Source organism: Sulfurovum sp. TSL1 (assembly GCF_019972135.1).
Taxonomy (GTDB): domain Bacteria; phylum Campylobacterota; class Campylobacteria; order Campylobacterales; family Sulfurovaceae; genus Sulfurovum.
In genome coordinates this window covers 1063198-1078490 of record NZ_BPFI01000001.1, presented here as the reverse complement: position 1 = coordinate 1078490, position 15293 = coordinate 1063198, and the positions used below count along the sequence as shown (strand labels likewise).

General features: G+C 38.5%; 15 protein-coding genes. 10 read left to right on the top strand and 5 right to left on the bottom strand.

Going from position 1 to position 15293, the window contains the following annotated elements; all coding sequences use genetic code 11:
• Positions 1 to 9: 9 nt before the first annotated feature.
• The 3 genes from LDM98_RS05205 (at position 10) to LDM98_RS05195 (ending at position 2440) form a co-directional block, all read left to right on the top strand.
• Positions 10 to 351: a thioredoxin family protein gene (locus LDM98_RS05205; RefSeq protein ID WP_223898281.1), complete on the top strand. Its 342-nt coding sequence runs from the start codon at positions 10 to 12 to the stop codon at positions 349 to 351.
• 167 nt (positions 352 to 518) lie between these two features.
• Positions 519 to 1082 (top strand): hypothetical protein, encoded by a 564-nt coding sequence (locus tag LDM98_RS05200; protein WP_223898280.1) that lies wholly within the window; start codon positions 519 to 521, stop codon positions 1080 to 1082.
• 86 nt (positions 1083 to 1168) lie between these two features.
• On the top strand, positions 1169 to 2440 hold the full coding sequence (locus LDM98_RS05195; RefSeq protein ID WP_223898279.1) for an argininosuccinate synthase: 1272 nt from the start codon (positions 1169 to 1171) through the stop codon (positions 2438 to 2440).
• A gap of 6 nt (positions 2441 to 2446) precedes the next feature.
• Here the strand turns inward: LDM98_RS05195 and LDM98_RS05190 are convergent, their stop codons facing one another.
• From LDM98_RS05190 to LDM98_RS05170, 5 genes are all read right to left on the bottom strand, one after another.
• Positions 2447 to 2962 carry a hypothetical protein gene (locus LDM98_RS05190; RefSeq protein WP_223898278.1) on the bottom strand — a complete coding sequence of 172 codons (516 nt, stop codon included), beginning with the start codon at positions 2960 to 2962 and terminating at the stop codon, positions 2447 to 2449.
• Positions 2963 to 3023: 61 nt separating this feature from the next.
• The gene (locus LDM98_RS05185) at positions 3024 to 4973 is read right to left on the bottom strand and encodes a M3 family metallopeptidase (RefSeq protein ID WP_223899066.1); all 1950 of its coding nucleotides are present in this window, start codon (positions 4971 to 4973) and stop codon (positions 3024 to 3026) included.
• Positions 4974 to 5064: 91 nt separating this feature from the next.
• On the bottom strand, positions 5065 to 7554 hold the full coding sequence (locus LDM98_RS05180; RefSeq protein ID WP_223898277.1) for an RND family transporter: 2490 nt from the start codon (positions 7552 to 7554) through the stop codon (positions 5065 to 5067).
• A 41-nt stretch (positions 7555 to 7595) separates the two neighbouring features.
• A complete protein-coding gene (locus LDM98_RS05175; RefSeq protein WP_223898276.1) occupies positions 7596 to 8159 on the bottom strand; it encodes an ABC transporter substrate-binding protein in 564 nt (187 codons plus the stop codon).
• Between the two features lie 19 nt (positions 8160 to 8178).
• Positions 8179 to 9018 (bottom strand): VacJ family lipoprotein, encoded by an 840-nt coding sequence (locus tag LDM98_RS05170; RefSeq protein WP_223898275.1) that lies wholly within the window; start codon positions 9016 to 9018, stop codon positions 8179 to 8181.
• A 162-nt stretch (positions 9019 to 9180) separates the two neighbouring features.
• Between LDM98_RS05170 and rplI the strand changes: the two genes are divergently transcribed.
• The 7 genes from rplI to LDM98_RS05135 all read left to right on the top strand — a co-directional run bounded on the left by rplI (position 9181) and on the right by LDM98_RS05135 (position 15292).
• Entirely contained in the window at positions 9181 to 9624 is a 444-nt protein-coding gene (rplI, locus tag LDM98_RS05165) for a 50S ribosomal protein L9 (protein ID WP_223898274.1), read from the top strand.
• 2 nt (positions 9625 to 9626) lie between these two features.
• Positions 9627 to 10157: an ATP-dependent protease subunit HslV gene (gene hslV / locus LDM98_RS05160; RefSeq protein ID WP_008243785.1), complete on the top strand. Its 531-nt coding sequence runs from the start codon at positions 9627 to 9629 to the stop codon at positions 10155 to 10157.
• A gap of 9 nt (positions 10158 to 10166) precedes the next feature.
• A complete protein-coding gene (gene hslU / locus LDM98_RS05155) occupies positions 10167 to 11495 on the top strand; it encodes an HslU--HslV peptidase ATPase subunit (protein WP_223898273.1) in 1329 nt (442 codons plus the stop codon).
• Positions 11496 to 11616: 121 nt separating this feature from the next.
• The gene (era, locus tag LDM98_RS05150) at positions 11617 to 12525 is read left to right on the top strand and encodes a GTPase Era (protein ID WP_223898272.1); all 909 of its coding nucleotides are present in this window, start codon (positions 11617 to 11619) and stop codon (positions 12523 to 12525) included.
• Between the two features lie 174 nt (positions 12526 to 12699).
• Positions 12700 to 14232, top strand: a complete 1533-nt coding sequence (locus LDM98_RS05145; protein ID WP_223898271.1) for a hypothetical protein — start codon at positions 12700 to 12702, stop codon at positions 14230 to 14232.
• The gene (locus LDM98_RS05140; protein WP_223898270.1) at positions 14229 to 14888 is read left to right on the top strand and encodes a hypothetical protein; all 660 of its coding nucleotides are present in this window, start codon (positions 14229 to 14231) and stop codon (positions 14886 to 14888) included. The genes LDM98_RS05145 and LDM98_RS05140 overlap by 4 nt, the downstream gene beginning before the upstream one ends.
• On the top strand, positions 14888 to 15292 hold the full coding sequence (locus LDM98_RS05135; RefSeq protein WP_223898269.1) for a hypothetical protein: 405 nt from the start codon (positions 14888 to 14890) through the stop codon (positions 15290 to 15292). Before LDM98_RS05140 ends, LDM98_RS05135 begins: the two co-directional genes overlap by 1 nt.
• Position 15293 lies beyond the last annotated feature (1 nt).

Genomic DNA, 15293 nt, shown 5'->3' with positions numbered 1-15293 from the left:
GGAGCAAAAATGTCAGAAAAGAAGCCATTACCAGTGAACGAATATAGATACATCAAACATAATATCGGCAACGGTAAACCTACTATTTTAGCGTTTGGCATGTCACACTGTTACAGCTGTTTAGCGATGTCCAAAGTATTTGCTGAAGTCTTAGAGGTGCATCCGGAGTTTCAGATCTATTCCATTGACGGTCAAAAAGAACGTTTGGTCAGTCGTGATATCTATAAACTCAAAGAGATGCCTACGCAGATATTTTTTGATGCATCCGGGAAAGAAATATTTCGTCATACGGGAGCCTATAAGAAAGCGGTGTTGGAGATCATTTTGAAGAAATACGGATTTGATTTCTAAGAAAACAGTATCTATATTTATTTGGTTAAAAATTAATCAAGTTATAAAAAATATAAGTATTCCTTTGGGATAAAATATTTCTGAAGGAAATTATTAAAATCACTATATAGCATTGGGATGTGACCTGTGTCATGTCATATAGTGATACTATTGACAAGGAATACTAAATGACAAATAAAGAGACATATCTACATCATCTTCATCAAGCAAGAGTAGAACATACCAGATGGGTAGGCATGATAAAATTATTATCTGCGGGACTTTTGGATACAAACAAACAAGACATTGAGTTGAATATGTCTGACATTGATTTCGGAAAGTGGCTGGAGCAGGAGGCCATGCTGTTCAGGGATAGCACCTGTGTGGATACTTTATATGAAATCGAAGCATTATGGAAAGGCATACATAACCATTTTATGCAGATTTATGAAGTCTGTGTCTCAAAGCATAAAAGTAGTTTATTTGGTAGAAAAAAACCGTTAAGTGACGGAGCGATCAAAATATCTGCCGTACATTACCAGGAGATCATCACTTTAAGCGATAAAATGAAGCAACATCTTAGACTTCTTGAAAAACAACTCAATGCAAAAGGAGAGGATGAATTTGACACATTTGGCAGTTATATGGTTGCCAAAGAGTATGAAATGAACCTAAAAATGGTTGAAAAAAGTAAAAAAGACAAGTCTAAAAATTCTGTGAGTGGAGCAAGAGGAGCCTATGTCAGTGAATAGATTGTCTTCAAATTCATAGAATAATAAAACCATCCGTAACTAAATTTACGCTAAAATTGCAACAATATTAATTAAAGGCTTATAGCATGGCAAAAAGAAAAATTAAAAAAGCAGTATTGGCGTATTCTGGTGGACTGGATACGAGTATTATCTTAAAATGGCTCCAAGACGAGTATGAGTGTGAAGTAGTGACTTTCACGGCTGATCTTGGTCAGGGTGAAGAGGTAGAACCTGCACGTCAGAAAGCATTGGATATGGGTATCAAGCCTGAGAATATTTTTATTCTGGATCTTAGAGAAGAGTTTGTAAAAGATTTTGTCTTTCCTATGTTCAGAGCCAATGCCATCTATGAGGGTGAGTACCTGCTAGGAACATCTATTGCAAGACCGCTTATTGCTAAAAAGCAGATCGAGATCGCACAACAGACCGGCGCTGATGCGGTAAGTCACGGGGCAACGGGTAAAGGAAATGACCAGGTACGTTTCGAGCTTGGTTATCTGGGTCTTAATCCGGATATCGCAGTGATCGCACCGTGGAGAGAGTGGGACCTCAATTCACGTGAGAAGCTTCTTGCTTATGCAAAGGAACACGGTATAGAGATCTCTAAAAAACATATGGATGAGCACGGTAACCCTAAAGCAAGCCCATACTCTATGGACGCAAACCTGCTTCATATCTCATATGAAGGGCTTCACCTTGAAAATCCTGCAGCTGAACCTGAAGAGGATATGTGGCTATGGACAAATTCTCCTGAAGAGGCTCCGGATGAGGCGGAGTATATCACCATTACGTATAAAAAAGGTGACCCGATAGCGATCAACGGTGAAACAATGAGCCCTGCAACACTTCTTAAAACACTGAATGACTATGGCAACAATCATGGTATCGGACGTATCGATATCGTAGAGAACCGTTATGTAGGGATGAAAGCACGCGGATGCTATGAGACGCCGGGTGGTACGATCATGCTCAAAGCACACAGAGCGATCGAATCTATCACACTGGATAGAGAAGAAGCACACCTTAAAGATGAGCTTATGCCTAAGTATGCAAAACTGATCTATAACGGATACTGGTGGTCACCGGAGCGTAAGATGTTGCAAGCAGCGATCGATACAACACAAGAGACAGTCAACGGTGAAGTAAAACTCAAACTTTACAAAGGGAATGTGATCGTAGTGGGTAGAAGTTCAGATGAATCACTCTATTCAGAAGCACACTCTACATTTGAAGAGGATGAAGTCTATAACCAGGCGGATGCAGAAGGCTTTATCCGTCTGAATGCATTGAGATTCATCATTGAAGGTAAAAAACAGCCTGAACGTATCGCTTCTCTCATCAAGAATACTGAAGAGTAGATCAAACTACTCCAGTAACATCTCCATCTCCTTCAAAACTTTTGAAGGGGTGAACTTCAACAACTTCTCTTTAGAAAAGAGATAGGGTATAAACTCCAACAAAATATAGAGCATTCCCATCAGCGGATAAAAAGCAACATATTCCATCTTGAATGTTTTGAAATCATACCGGGACAGGAACCACTCTTTGGCACTTTCACTGCCATTATAGAACAACAGTAGTTCCATCGCGAAAATGGAACCCCACAGAAAATAGGTGACAGCCGTGATAAGCAAGGCCCCCAATACCCCGTACATTGCGATCACTGCAGCAAGAAAGAGACTCAAAAAGAGTGCAAAAGAGTGAAATCCCAGCGTTGCAAAGATCACTACCACGGCAAAAATGAAAAGCAGGCTTCCAAAAAGGATGAAAAGTTCCAGGTAGGTTTTTTGTTCTGCGAATGAGGGACTGAAGTAGGCAGCCACTAAAGTGATGGTAAAGATAGCGATCACGGTTAGTGCAAGAGAACGGTATTCGCTCACGAAAGACTCCTTTCTATCCTCTCACTCTTCGGAGATCTGGCCTAAGAGTGAGAGAAGATCATTATGCTATTTCATACAGTTTGATCAGACTTTGAACATCTGCTTTCCGTCCAAGCCACTCTTCATAGAGTTCAGACATCTCAATCGCACCACCGCTTGCCAGTATATACTCTTTATACCCTTTGGCACGTTCCTTGTTAAATCCTGATTCATTATCCAAACAGGAGAAAAAAGCATCCGCAGAGAGTACTTCAGCCCATTTATAGCTGTAGTATCCTGCAGCATAGCCACCTGCAAAGATATGGGCAAATCCATGTTGGAATTTGTTATAACTCGGCGGTGTGAGCAAAGAGGTCTTTTCTCGAATACCATCGAGTAATCTCTGTACTTCCTCACCCTGGTAAAGGTCCTGATGCAGCACAAAATCAAACAATGAGAACTCTACCTGGCGCAAGATGCCAAGGGCTGCCTGGAAGTTTTTGGTCTCTTTGATCTTTGACATCAGTTCATTTGAAATAGGCTCTCCTGTTTCATAATGAAAACCAAAACGTTTTAAGATAGCAGCTTCATAAGCAAAGTTCTCCAAAAATTGTGAAGGAAACTCTACCACATCCCATGCCACACCGTTAATACCCGAGACGGAGCGCTCTTTGCATTTTCCAAAAAGGTGATGGATGGCATGTCCCATTTCATGGAAAAGTGTCACTACATCATCATGTCTGAGTAAAGAGGGCGTCTTTGGGGTTGTTGGTGAGAAGTTACAGACGATGAAAGCGGATGGAAGATGTAATTCTCCTTTAGAGTCCACATAGTGTGTCTCCCAGTCATTCATCCATGCACCACCGCGTTTCTCTTTACGCGCTTCAAGGTCAAAGTAGATACGTCCGGAGAGTTTGCCCTCTTCGAAAATGTCAAAAGGTTTGACACATGCGTGCCAGGTAGGTACATCCGCAGGTTCAAAGGTGACACCAAAAAGTTCTGAGACAATGTACAATAATCCCTCTAAAACTTTTTCTTGTTTGAAGTAGGGTTTGGTCATCGTATCATCAAAGTCAAACTTTTCTTTTTTCAGTTTCTCTGAATAGTAGCCTACATCATAACCTGCCAAGTCTTCTATACCATCTGTTTGAAGTGCAAATGCCTTCAGTTCAGCCAGTTCGTTTTTGGCTTGAGGCAAGGCAGCATCGGCCAGTTCATTCAAGAATGTGATGACATCATCTTCATGGCTCGCATCGCGTGTCTCCAATGCATACTCTGCATAAGAGCTAAAGCCAAGAAGCTGTGACTTTTCATGTTTGAGTGCGAGGATCTGGTCTATGACCTCTGCGTTTTCAGGTGCTCTGGTCGCATAGGCTTTGGAGAGTTCTTTTCTGTGCTCACGGTTAGGTCCGTAAGTCATGTAGGCCATATAACTGGGAATTTGAAGTGTGAATTTGTATACGATCCTTCCATCGATCTCTTCTTGTGCTGCATCGATGTCGGACTGAGGCATGCCTTCAACATCTTTTACCTCTTCGATAATGAGTTCATAGGCGTTGGTCGCATCAAGCAGATTTTGTGAAAACTGGTTAGAGAGTTCAGAGAGTTTGAGATTGATCTCTTCCATGCGTTTTTTCTTATCTGCGGGAAGATTGACCCCGGAGAGTACAAAGCCTCTGATTTCATGTTCCAGCACTTTGTTCGCTTCTTTTGAATCTGCTTTGATCGCCTCTATCTTTTTAAACAGAGCTTCATTCTGTGCCATTTCAGAACTAAACTTGGAGAGTAGAGGGATAGATGCTTCATACGCTTTTTGTGTCTCTTCAGAGTTCATCACAGCATTAAGATGAGAAAGCGGTGTGAAGAAAAGCCCTAGCTCCTCGTCCAGGTCTTGTAGGGGTTTAAGGACTTTGTCATAACTGGTCTCGGCATTTGCCGTGATCTCATCGATCATCTCTCGTTGCTTGTCTAAAAGGGTGTCTAACGCTTTGGGAAACTGGTCTAAATTGTCTATTTTGAATTCTTGAAACATAAATGATCGGTCCATTATTTTATTTTTTTTGATTGTAACATATTTTATAAAATGAGATATTAATTCTTATGGGATCATAGTAAATTGTAAACTATTTTACTCTCTTAAAGGGCTTGAAGTGGATTAAAAGTTTGGGTAAAAGTATCAGGTCCGAAGTAAGTGCAGCGACCATTACCACCATCGTAAGTAGGCCAAAATAAATGGTCGGGATCAAATTTGACAACGTCAGGATGGAAAAACCTATCACGATGACCAGTGTGGTAAAGTATAAAGCATTTCCAATGCTGGTGCTTGTTCTATGCATGGTAAAGTAGTAACGATTGTCTTTTTCAAATTCAATTTGAAACCGGTGGATATAGTGTATCGTATCATCGATACCTATTCCCATGGCTATGGCAGCTATGGTGATCGTCATAATGTCCAGTGGAATATGCAGCCAGCCCATAAAGCCAAAAACAAGCGCTATTGGAATGATATTGACGATCAAAGCGATCAATGTAAGTTTGAGAGACCTGAACAATACAAGGAACATGAGAAAAACGATGAGCAATACGAGACCGACCATCGTGATCTGTGAATGGAACAGGGATTGCAGCATATTGTTGTAAAGTACCATAAGATTTGAGAGCTGAACAGTTGCGACATCAGGATCTATGAGTTGTGTCAGGTCATCTTTGATCTTTTTGAGTAAAGCATCTCTGCGTAATCCTTCATTGGAGTCTATGATACGTGTAGAAAACCTGAGCTGGTTATGTTCAATATTGACGTAAGGTGTCAGTATCACATCTCTATATTTCTGGGGCAGTTTTTTATAGATCAAAGCGAGATCTATACTGTCCAGATCTTTGTTTTTATTGAGTATCTTTCCTGTATCAAGAAGCGTGGCAAAAGACTGTACCTCACCTACCTGTGCCAGATGTGTTAAATAGTCATGGACTTTTTTGATGATCTTGATCTTCTCGTTCGTAAACCAGTATTGCTCCTGGTCCTCTACAGCCGAAAATTCATCTTCGAAGGAATCTGCCTCTTCATCCGTATTCTCTTGTGTTGCAGCAGTGGATGAGAAAGTACTGTTTTTGTCCGATAAAGTGAGTATGATGTCTAAAGGAGTGGTTCCACCCAGCTCCCGGTCTATGATGCTCATACCTTTGTAGATCTCCGTATCTTTTTTAAAGTAGTTGATAAAACTGTTCTCTACAATAAGCTGCGAAGCCCCTGTAACACTAAAGACAATAGAGAGAAAGGTGACGATATAGATCGCTTTTTTATCATGCAGTACGATCTTGGCAGTAAGAGAAGGTATAAAGGCCATGGACTTCTTCTGCTTTACAGGAGGTGTTTTTTTGAGTAACATCAGTACAGCAGGAAACACAATAAATGCAATAATGAGTGACATCGAAATTCCTGCACTCATCATCCAACCCAGATTTATGACAGGATAGATATGAGAATAGAGCAGTGTGGAGAACCCTGCAATCGTCGTAAGAATAGCAAAGAAAGTAGGTGTGGCTTTTGTAAGCATCGTAACTAAGATAAGTCTTTTGGATGAAGCATGAGGATAGAGTGTTAAAAGTTCTTCATACCTTACAATCAAATGCAGAACGATAGAAATGGTAATGATCAGTTGCAAGGCAATAAAATTCGAAGAGATGACAGTGATCTCCCATTCAAAATATCCCAGACTGCTTGTGATCGCAATAACAGAGAGCGTACAGATCAGTATAGGCAGCATCACCCATCTTGCCTTTTTGAAAACAATGCCCAAAACAAGGATAATGAGAAGTATCAGTGTACTTCCATAAATCAGTAGATCGTTTTTAATGAATCCAACGATATCGTTGGAGATCATTTGCACACCGCCCAAAAAGAACGTAGCTTCATTGTGATATTTTGAGATCAGAGAGCGGATCGCTTTAATATTCTGATTGTCAATGTCACGTTGTGCATCTCTATGTGCTTTAAATGCTTCTGTGACATCGTGGAGGGTCTGTTTCTCTGCCTTTGTCAGTGAAGCGCTCTTCTCTTTGTCCAGTAGATGATTTCTTTTTTCCAGAAGTGTGAAATATTCGGGGTCCTGATATAAATGGATGATGATCGAAGATATCGTAAACTCTTTATTGACAAGGCTGTCCTTATAAAGAGGACTGGTCAAAAACTCGTGTTTGACCATGGAGAGATTGATGTCGGGACTCTTTAGAGTTCTGGTTTCATTGATCAGATCATCCATCTCTCGTACAGGTGAAAAAAACAGGGGAACATTGATGAGTGAATCAACGGATTCGACACGGGGTAATTTCTCCAGATCTTTAGTGATACGTGTTAGGGTTTGCAGACTTTTGGGAGAGAGTAGATCCTGCTTTGGTTTATAGGCAAGAATCAGTACATCATTGGTTTGGAACCTTTTGGCTACAGTTCTGGAAAATGCCAAGTCTTTATCATCATTTAAAAGAAGCGTTTCTGCCGAAGCATCAATCTCTAATTTGAGAACATTGATACCAAAAATGAGTATGCTGCTTACAAGGATGATCAAAACCGATAAGGGGTATTTGAGTATCAGTTTTTGATAAAAAGTATATAGCATTGATTATCTTCTTAATATAAGGATTTTTGCCACAGAATGACTTAAAGCGATTCTATAAGTTCTTTGACCGTTTTTGTTGTTAAGAACTCTGCAAACTGTTTTCTATAGGTTTGAATAATACTTACACCCACCAATTCCACATCATAGATATACCATTGATCGGTTTGTCTCTTCTTGTAAAAAAGATAGATGACTTTATAGGTGTCATCAAGACCTATGACCTGAGTTTCCAAGGTAATGCGGTTAGATTTGATCTTTTCCAAATCTTTAATGATCACTTTTTCATTGTTGTAGAGTCTTAGTTTATCCAGATAGGAATGTTTTATTTTTTTCTCAAACGCCTTCGAAAACCGTCTTTGTTCATCTTTAGAAAGTGTTTTCCATCGCTTACCCAAACTTATTTGTGCCATGATATCAAAATCAAAAATATTGTCTATAATGCGAACATTCATTTCATCTTTTTGTTTCTGGGACAAGCTTTTGTCTTTCAAGATATTCAAGACTTCTCTTACCTTCGTGTCTGTGACTTTTTGAATATTTTGCTCTTCCAGTGCATAAAGAGAGAGCACAGACAGAAACAAGAGTAGAATGACTTTTTTTAACATATTTTTTACCTTATTTGATTTATTCTTCTATATCAGAATTTCGTTTTTGTTCATAAGTGTCTCTAAAGAAAGGATAGAGATCTATAGCATCCTTTCTAAGGTTTTCATATTCTCCTAAATGCAGAGATGTTTTGTTAATGGTATGAACCGTATAGATACCGACAGATTGGCCAAAGTTTTGAGGTATTTTATACTCTTCCAATCCGTTTACATGCACAAGTGGAGAGAGATAGCTATCTGCAGTAATGCCTATGATATCTCTTATGTTCGATGGTCCGATGAATGGTAGGACAATATGGAATCCGGATCCCATACCATAGTATCCCAGAGTTTGACCGAAGTCTTCATCATGTGCGGGTATCGGTGTTGTCATATGGTTGGTTGCAACATCTATAAGCCCACCCAGTCCTACAGTGGAGTTGATAATAAATCTTCCCAGCTCGTCCGAAGAATTTTGGAACTTTCCTTGCAAGAGGTTATTGGCAAAGCGAATAGGAAACTGTATGTTCTCGACAGCATTGGATAGACCTAATCGTAAAGGTTGAGGTATAACCGCTGCATAGGCTTCGGAAACAGGGGTCAATGCATAGAGGATAAATGTATCATTGAAGGAGGTCATCGCTCTATTATAACCACTTAAGGGATCACTGACAGTTGTTGTCTCCTGTTCCGAAAACTCCTCTTCAAACTCTTCAGCAAATCCTTCTAATTGATCGTCTTTTATTGGTTCATCAGAAGTGACTGTTTTGATAGAATCTGTTTTACTCTGTTGATACTGTAACTCGGGGGCCGCTTCTTTTGTCGTACATCCTTGAAATGTAAAAAATGTGATACCAATAAAGATGTAAACAAGCTTCATAGAAAGATCCCCCCCCCTTTGACATAATTTATATACCATATATAATACTATCATCAGGCTAAAGCTATACTTTAAAGTACGCGATGTATAGTACTTTTAACAGATGTCTAGTAAAAGTTTGTTAAAATTAGAAGTACATATGGCATAAGAAGGAATAAGTAAATGAAAGTATTATTGATCAAAGATGTGAAAACACTTGGTAAAGCAGGTGAAATTAAAGAAGTAAAAGATGGCTATGGACAGAACTTCCTTATAGGAAAGGGTTTGGCAAAACTGGCTACACCTGAGGTGGTAGAAAACTGGAAGGCCGAACAAGAAGAGATGGCAAGAAACCTTAGAGATGAATTGGCCAGACTTGAAGCTGAAAAAATTACACTTGAAGCGGCAACCATTAGAGTCGAAAAACCATTGGCACCGGTGGGTATCAAAGGTTCAGTAGGGAATGCCGATATCTCAAACGCTATCGAATCACAACTCAATATAGAACTTGACAAAAAAAACATTAATCTTAAAAAAGCACTTAAGTCGACGGGTACACATGAAGTAGATGCCAAACTTGGACATGCGATACACGCGACAATTAAAGTAGAAGTAGTAGGTGTATAGTCATGTTTGACGCAACTACGATACTGGGGTATAAAAGTAACGGAAAGGCAGTGATAGGCGGTGATGGTCAAGTGACCTTCGGGGATACCGTACTTAAAGGTAATGCTACGAAGATACGTACACTGCATGAAGGAAAAGTATTGGCCGGATTCGCCGGAAGTACGGCTGATGCATTTAACCTTTTTGATATGTTCGAAGGGATATTGGCCGAAAAAAGAGGCGATCTTTTCAAGTCTGTCATAGGCTTTTCCAAAATGTGGAGAAAAGATAAACATCTGCGTCAGCTCGAAGCGATGATGATCGTACTGAACCAGGAGCATATTTTTATCCTTTCGGGTACCGGTGATGTCGTAGAACCTGAGGACGGGAAAATAGCAGCGATAGGATCTGGTGGTAACTATGCCATTTCCGCAGCGCGTGCTTTGGATAAACATACAGATCTTGATCCAAGAACTTTGGTACAGGAGTCTCTGGAGGTTGCCGGTGAACTTTGTATCTATACGAACAAGAATATTAAAATATTAGAACTGTAAGGAAGTGTAGTGGATAATTTAACACCTAAAGAGATAGTCACTTACCTGGATAAATATGTCATAGGACAACATGAAGCCAAAAAGACGATCGCCGTAGCACTGAGAAACCGTTTTAGACGTATGCAGCTCAGTCTGGAGATGCAGCAGGATGTGACACCTAAAAATATCTTGATGATAGGCAGTACAGGGGTTGGTAAAACAGAGATCGCCAGACGTTTGGCCAAGATGATGAATCTTCCGTTCATCAAAGTAGAAGCGAGTAAATATACGGAAGTAGGATTTGTCGGGCGAGATGTCGAGTCAATGATACGTGATCTGGCCGCAACCTCTATGACTTTGGTACGTGAGAGTGAAAATGAAAAAAACAGAGAGAAGATAGAAAACTATATTGAAAACAAAATTATAGAAAAACTTCTTCCTCCTCTTCCATCCGGTGCCAGTGAACAGAAAAAAGCAGAGTATGATGCCTCTTTTATGCGTATGCAGGAGAAGTATGCCAAAGGTGAACTTGATCATCTCAAGATAAAAGTAGAAGTACCGAATACACCCACCATGCCCGAAGAGGGACTTCCTCCACAGATGATACAGGTGCAGGAGTCCATTGTAAAAGTCCTAGGAGGTATGGGTAAGAAAGGTCCGGAGAAAGAGGTCACTGTAAAAGATGCCAGGAAGATACTGGAAGCTGAAGCAAGTGAAAAACTTCTTGATGAAGAAGAGCTTAAATCTCTGGCACTTGAAAAGGTAGAGAAGGGCGGTATCGTATTTCTTGATGAGATAGATAAAATCGCTGTAGCCGCGAACTCACAGAGCAGGCAAGATCCTAGTAAAGAGGGTGTACAAAGAGATCTACTTCCTATTGTGGAAGGATCCGCGGTAAATACGAAATTGGGTATGGTCAATACGGACCATATTCTCTTCATAGCTGCAGGTGCATTTCATGTGAGTAAACCCAGTGATCTGATGCCAGAGCTCCAGGGACGTTTTCCCTTACGTGTTGAACTTAACAGCTTAGATGAAGAGACTTTATATCGTATCTTGACTGAACCGAAAAATGCACTCATTAAACAGTATGAAGCTTTGATGAAGGTTGAAGGTGTGGAATTGGTCTTTGAGGAGGAAGCACTGAGAGCTATTGCACACTATTCACTGCTTGCCAATGAAAAGACCGAAGATATAGGTGCGAGACGTTTACATACAGTGATGGAGAAGATCCTCGAAGAGATCAGTTTCTCTGCGGATGAACACAAAGGTGAAACGATCCGTGTGGATAAAGCATTGGTAGAAGAGAAGATAAGCAAAGTGGTTGAAGATGAAGATGCAACCCGTTATATATTATAGATAGGACTGTATAAGAATACAACCACCAATGATAATGTTTGTATTCTGCCTTACTGATATATATACTATAGATGATTTTAGAAGTAGGCGCAAGTAACGAGTCACTTAAAAGGAAAATGAAATGTTTGATCATGAGAAAGAGGAAGTCGATACAAAAGCCGGCTTTGTGGCAGTGGTAGGAAGACCCAATGCAGGGAAAAGCACGCTGCTCAACCATATAGTTGGCGAAAAGCTTGCCATGGTTTCAAAGAAAGCACAGGCAACACGTAAACGTATGAATATTATCGTCATGCATGAGGATGCACAGATCATTTTTGTGGACACCCCGGGGATTCATGAAAAAGAGAGACTCTTGAATCAATTCATGTTGGATGAAGCACTCAAGGCGATGGGAGACAGTGATCTTATCATTTTTCTTGCACCTGTCACGGACAAGCTTACAGAGTATGAAAAGTTTTTAAAACTTACTCAAGCCAAAGGTGTCAAGCACATTGTTGTGCTTACCAAGATAGATCATGTCAAGCAGGGTGATATATTGGCCAAGTTGGGTGAGTATCAGAAATATCAAGATTCTTTTGAAGCGATCATTCCTTTTTCTGTCAATAGAAAAGTAGGTAAAAAACAACTGCTTGATGAGATATGCAAGCATCTGCCAACCTCTCCTTTCCTCTATGACCCTGAGATCCTTACCACAGAACATATACGTGATATCTATAAAGAACTTATCCGTGAGTCTATTTTTGAGAATCTTAGTGATGAAATACCTTACGAGAGCGATGTAACTATAGAAAAGATCGACGAGGGTGACAGTATGGATAAAGTGTATGCCACTATCGTGGTTGAAAAAGAGACACAAAAGGGAATGATCGTAGGTCAAAAAGGTGCAGGGATCAAGCGTGTTGGAAAACTTGCACGCGAACAGATGGAACTCTTTTCAGGTAAAAAAATATTTTTAGACCTTCATGTTGCGGTGAAAAAAGGGTGGAGTAAAAACAAAGATGGCTTGGAAGAGTTTGGTTATATCATTTAAAATTGAGAAAGAACCATATTCATAAGCTGGCTAAATAGCCTATATAGCGGGCACTTTCTGTTAAATGAAAGATCAGTAATTAAAAAAAGTTATATTTTTAGAAAGTTTTACATTTTGTAAGATTGTTTTAATATTATAACATATATAATTGGTCAACAAGGAAGGAAGTTTAAAATGTTTTTGAAAAAAAGTTCGTCAGAATCGGCTGTAAAAAATGTTGTCACGCTTAATGCATACACAGGTAAAAGTTATGCATTTAAAAATGATTTATTTAAACCTTTAGATAAACTCACTTACAATACTTCAAACTTTATTACCTCGTATGTGAATAATAGAGATATTATTACTACAAAAGTAAATATAAGTAGAAATATTCCCGAAGAAGATATTGCAGATATACTCGATATCAAAGCATATGAAGAGTTAGGTCTGGATCAGGCTAATACGTATACTATCTCTTCTGTTGAAGTTGAAAGTTCAGGAGAAGAGAGAGAGTATCATGTTTTTGTGGCTGAACCGGAGTCGCTTGATGAGCTCTATCTACCTCTAAAAGAGCAAACGAAGTATATAGACCTCATTGTCCCTGCACCGCTTCTTTATAAACCACTTTATAAAAAAGAGATACTGCAAGATAATAAAGCACACTGTTTTGTTTACTTTACGCAAAATGATGCGTTTGTGACAGTGTATGAGAATGGTCAATATCTCTATTCGAAATCCATAGAGTTCTCTTTAGAACAGATCTATGATAAATATTGTGAGTCTATAGGTGAAAAAGTCGATGAAAAAGAGTTTTACACTGTATTAGAATCAGAAGGCCTTAAAACAACAAATAGTGACTATCAACAAAGTTTTATGAAAATTTTTGCTGAAGTCTTTATCACCATTAATGACATTATTATTTATGTAAAAAGAGCATTTGATCTAGATAGTATCGATCAATTATTTATAGGAAGTGAAAAAGGTCCTATTATCGGGTTAGATGATTATAGTCAAAACTATTTAGGCCTACACTCATCAGATTTTAATTTCAATTATAATGTCTCAAGTGATGAATGGTATACGGATCAATTACAATATTTGATGCTTTTAACTTCATTTGATTATATGGAAGATGAATCTTCTATAGTCAATTTATCTACGTATCCACGTGCACCGTCTTTTGTTAACAGAGCAAGCGGTCAGTTCATTATTTCAACTGCTGCAGCTATTGCACTGAGTTTGGCATATCCTTTGGTCTACCTGGTAGGTTCCTATGTGAATGATGCAAAAATTTATGCATTGACGATCGAGAATAATAAACTCACAGCTGAATCAAATAAGTATAAAAAAATACTTAGTGAGAAGAAAAGCCAGATCAAAGTGTTGGATGACAAGATAAAAGTCTTATCAGATACTTATGATGGAAAATCAAAGATGCTTACTTCTATCTATGATAAAAAAGTAAATTACCGTCTGAAGTCAGGAATCTATCATACACTTGCCAAAGAACTTGATCAGTTTGACGTGCATGTAGAGATGATAAAAAGTGAGAAGGATGCATTATGGTTGTCCATGCTCAGTTCAGATGACAGAAAATTTACAGAAGTGATCAAATATATGTCTGATAACCATTTTGATGAAATCATTGAAATAGATATCGAAAGAATCCAAAAAGATCCTAATAGTAACTACTATGCTGGTATGTTAAAGGTGGTATTAAGATGATGAAATATTTAGAAGATAAATTAGAAGCATTAGATATCTATTTTGCTCCTAAAAAAGAGAGTGAGAAATGGGTAGTCATTCTTGGTATAGCCGGTATTATAGCATATTTAGGGTATGCCTACTTATTGCCTTATACAGAAGATCTCTACAAAAAAAGTGAACGAAGTAAGAAAAGCATACAAAAAAGTATCACAGATAACAACATCTATCTCAACTCAATCACCGTTGGCGGTGATCGTGAATACTATGTGAAAAAATTTGATAATGATATCGTTGTCAAAAAGAAAAAGATCGTCGATATCACAAATAAGATCAAATTCATAGACTCTAATTTGGAAAAACTGTCTGATATGTTGTTCAATCAAAAAAGTTGGTCTAAATTCTTAAATTCGGTGACACATAAAGCGGAGATACAAAATGTTGACCTGACGTATATTACGAATAAATATATCAATGAAAATACAGGAAACTTTGGTCATGTTTTGGAAATAGGTATAGGTTGTAAAGGACCTTATAAGAATATTGTGAAATTTATGAATGAACTTGAACAAAATGTTTTGGTTACAGATATCTTTGAATCTGAGTTGACTGCAGATACTAATTCATCGGACACGATAGCAGATATTCATATTTCAGTATGGGGGATAAATCACTAATGAAAAAGATATTTGTATTACTATTACCACTGACAATGCTCTTACATGCAGATCTATCTGTTAAACAGATCCAGGATATGATCCTAAAAATACATGAAAAACGTGAAGGTGTAGGCTTAAACACTTTAGAAAGTACAAAAGACCCATTTGTACGACTGGAAGAAGAGAATAATGTGACGACAGTTGCACTGCCTGCTAAAAACGAAGAAAAATTAGTACTGCATGCTATTGTAAATGGCAAAGCTTATATTAATGATTCATGGAAAAATCTTGATGATAGTATTATGGGCTATACATTAAAATATATAGGTGAAAGAGGTGTGGTACTTCGCAATGAAAATCACATTAAAAAATTATTTCTTCATGATAAAAGAGATAATTTCATAAAGTTGGAAGAAAGGTAAT

Coding starts and splice junctions, on each gene's coding strand:
- LDM98_RS05205 (WP_223898281.1), top strand. CDS start 10: ATGTCAGAAAAGAAGCCATTACCAGTGAACGAATATAGATACATCAAA.
- LDM98_RS05200 (WP_223898280.1), top strand. CDS start 519: ATGACAAATAAAGAGACATATCTACATCATCTTCATCAAGCAAGAGTA.
- LDM98_RS05195 (WP_223898279.1), top strand. CDS start 1,169: ATGGCAAAAAGAAAAATTAAAAAAGCAGTATTGGCGTATTCTGGTGGA.
- LDM98_RS05185 (WP_223899066.1), bottom strand. CDS start 4,973: ATGTTTCAAGAATTCAAAATAGACAATTTAGACCAGTTTCCCAAAGCG.
- LDM98_RS05180 (WP_223898277.1), bottom strand. CDS start 7,554: ATGCTATATACTTTTTATCAAAAACTGATACTCAAATACCCCTTATCG.
- LDM98_RS05175 (WP_223898276.1), bottom strand. CDS start 8,159: ATGTTAAAAAAAGTCATTCTACTCTTGTTTCTGTCTGTGCTCTCTCTT.
- LDM98_RS05170 (WP_223898275.1), bottom strand. CDS start 9,018: ATGAAGCTTGTTTACATCTTTATTGGTATCACATTTTTTACATTTCAA.
- rplI (WP_223898274.1), top strand. CDS start 9,181: ATGAAAGTATTATTGATCAAAGATGTGAAAACACTTGGTAAAGCAGGT.
- hslV (WP_008243785.1), top strand. CDS start 9,627: ATGTTTGACGCAACTACGATACTGGGGTATAAAAGTAACGGAAAGGCA.
- era (WP_223898272.1), top strand. CDS start 11,617: ATGTTTGATCATGAGAAAGAGGAAGTCGATACAAAAGCCGGCTTTGTG.
- LDM98_RS05145 (WP_223898271.1), top strand. CDS start 12,700: ATGTTTTTGAAAAAAAGTTCGTCAGAATCGGCTGTAAAAAATGTTGTC.
- LDM98_RS05140 (WP_223898270.1), top strand. CDS start 14,229: ATGATGAAATATTTAGAAGATAAATTAGAAGCATTAGATATCTATTTT.
- LDM98_RS05135 (WP_223898269.1), top strand. CDS start 14,888: ATGAAAAAGATATTTGTATTACTATTACCACTGACAATGCTCTTACAT.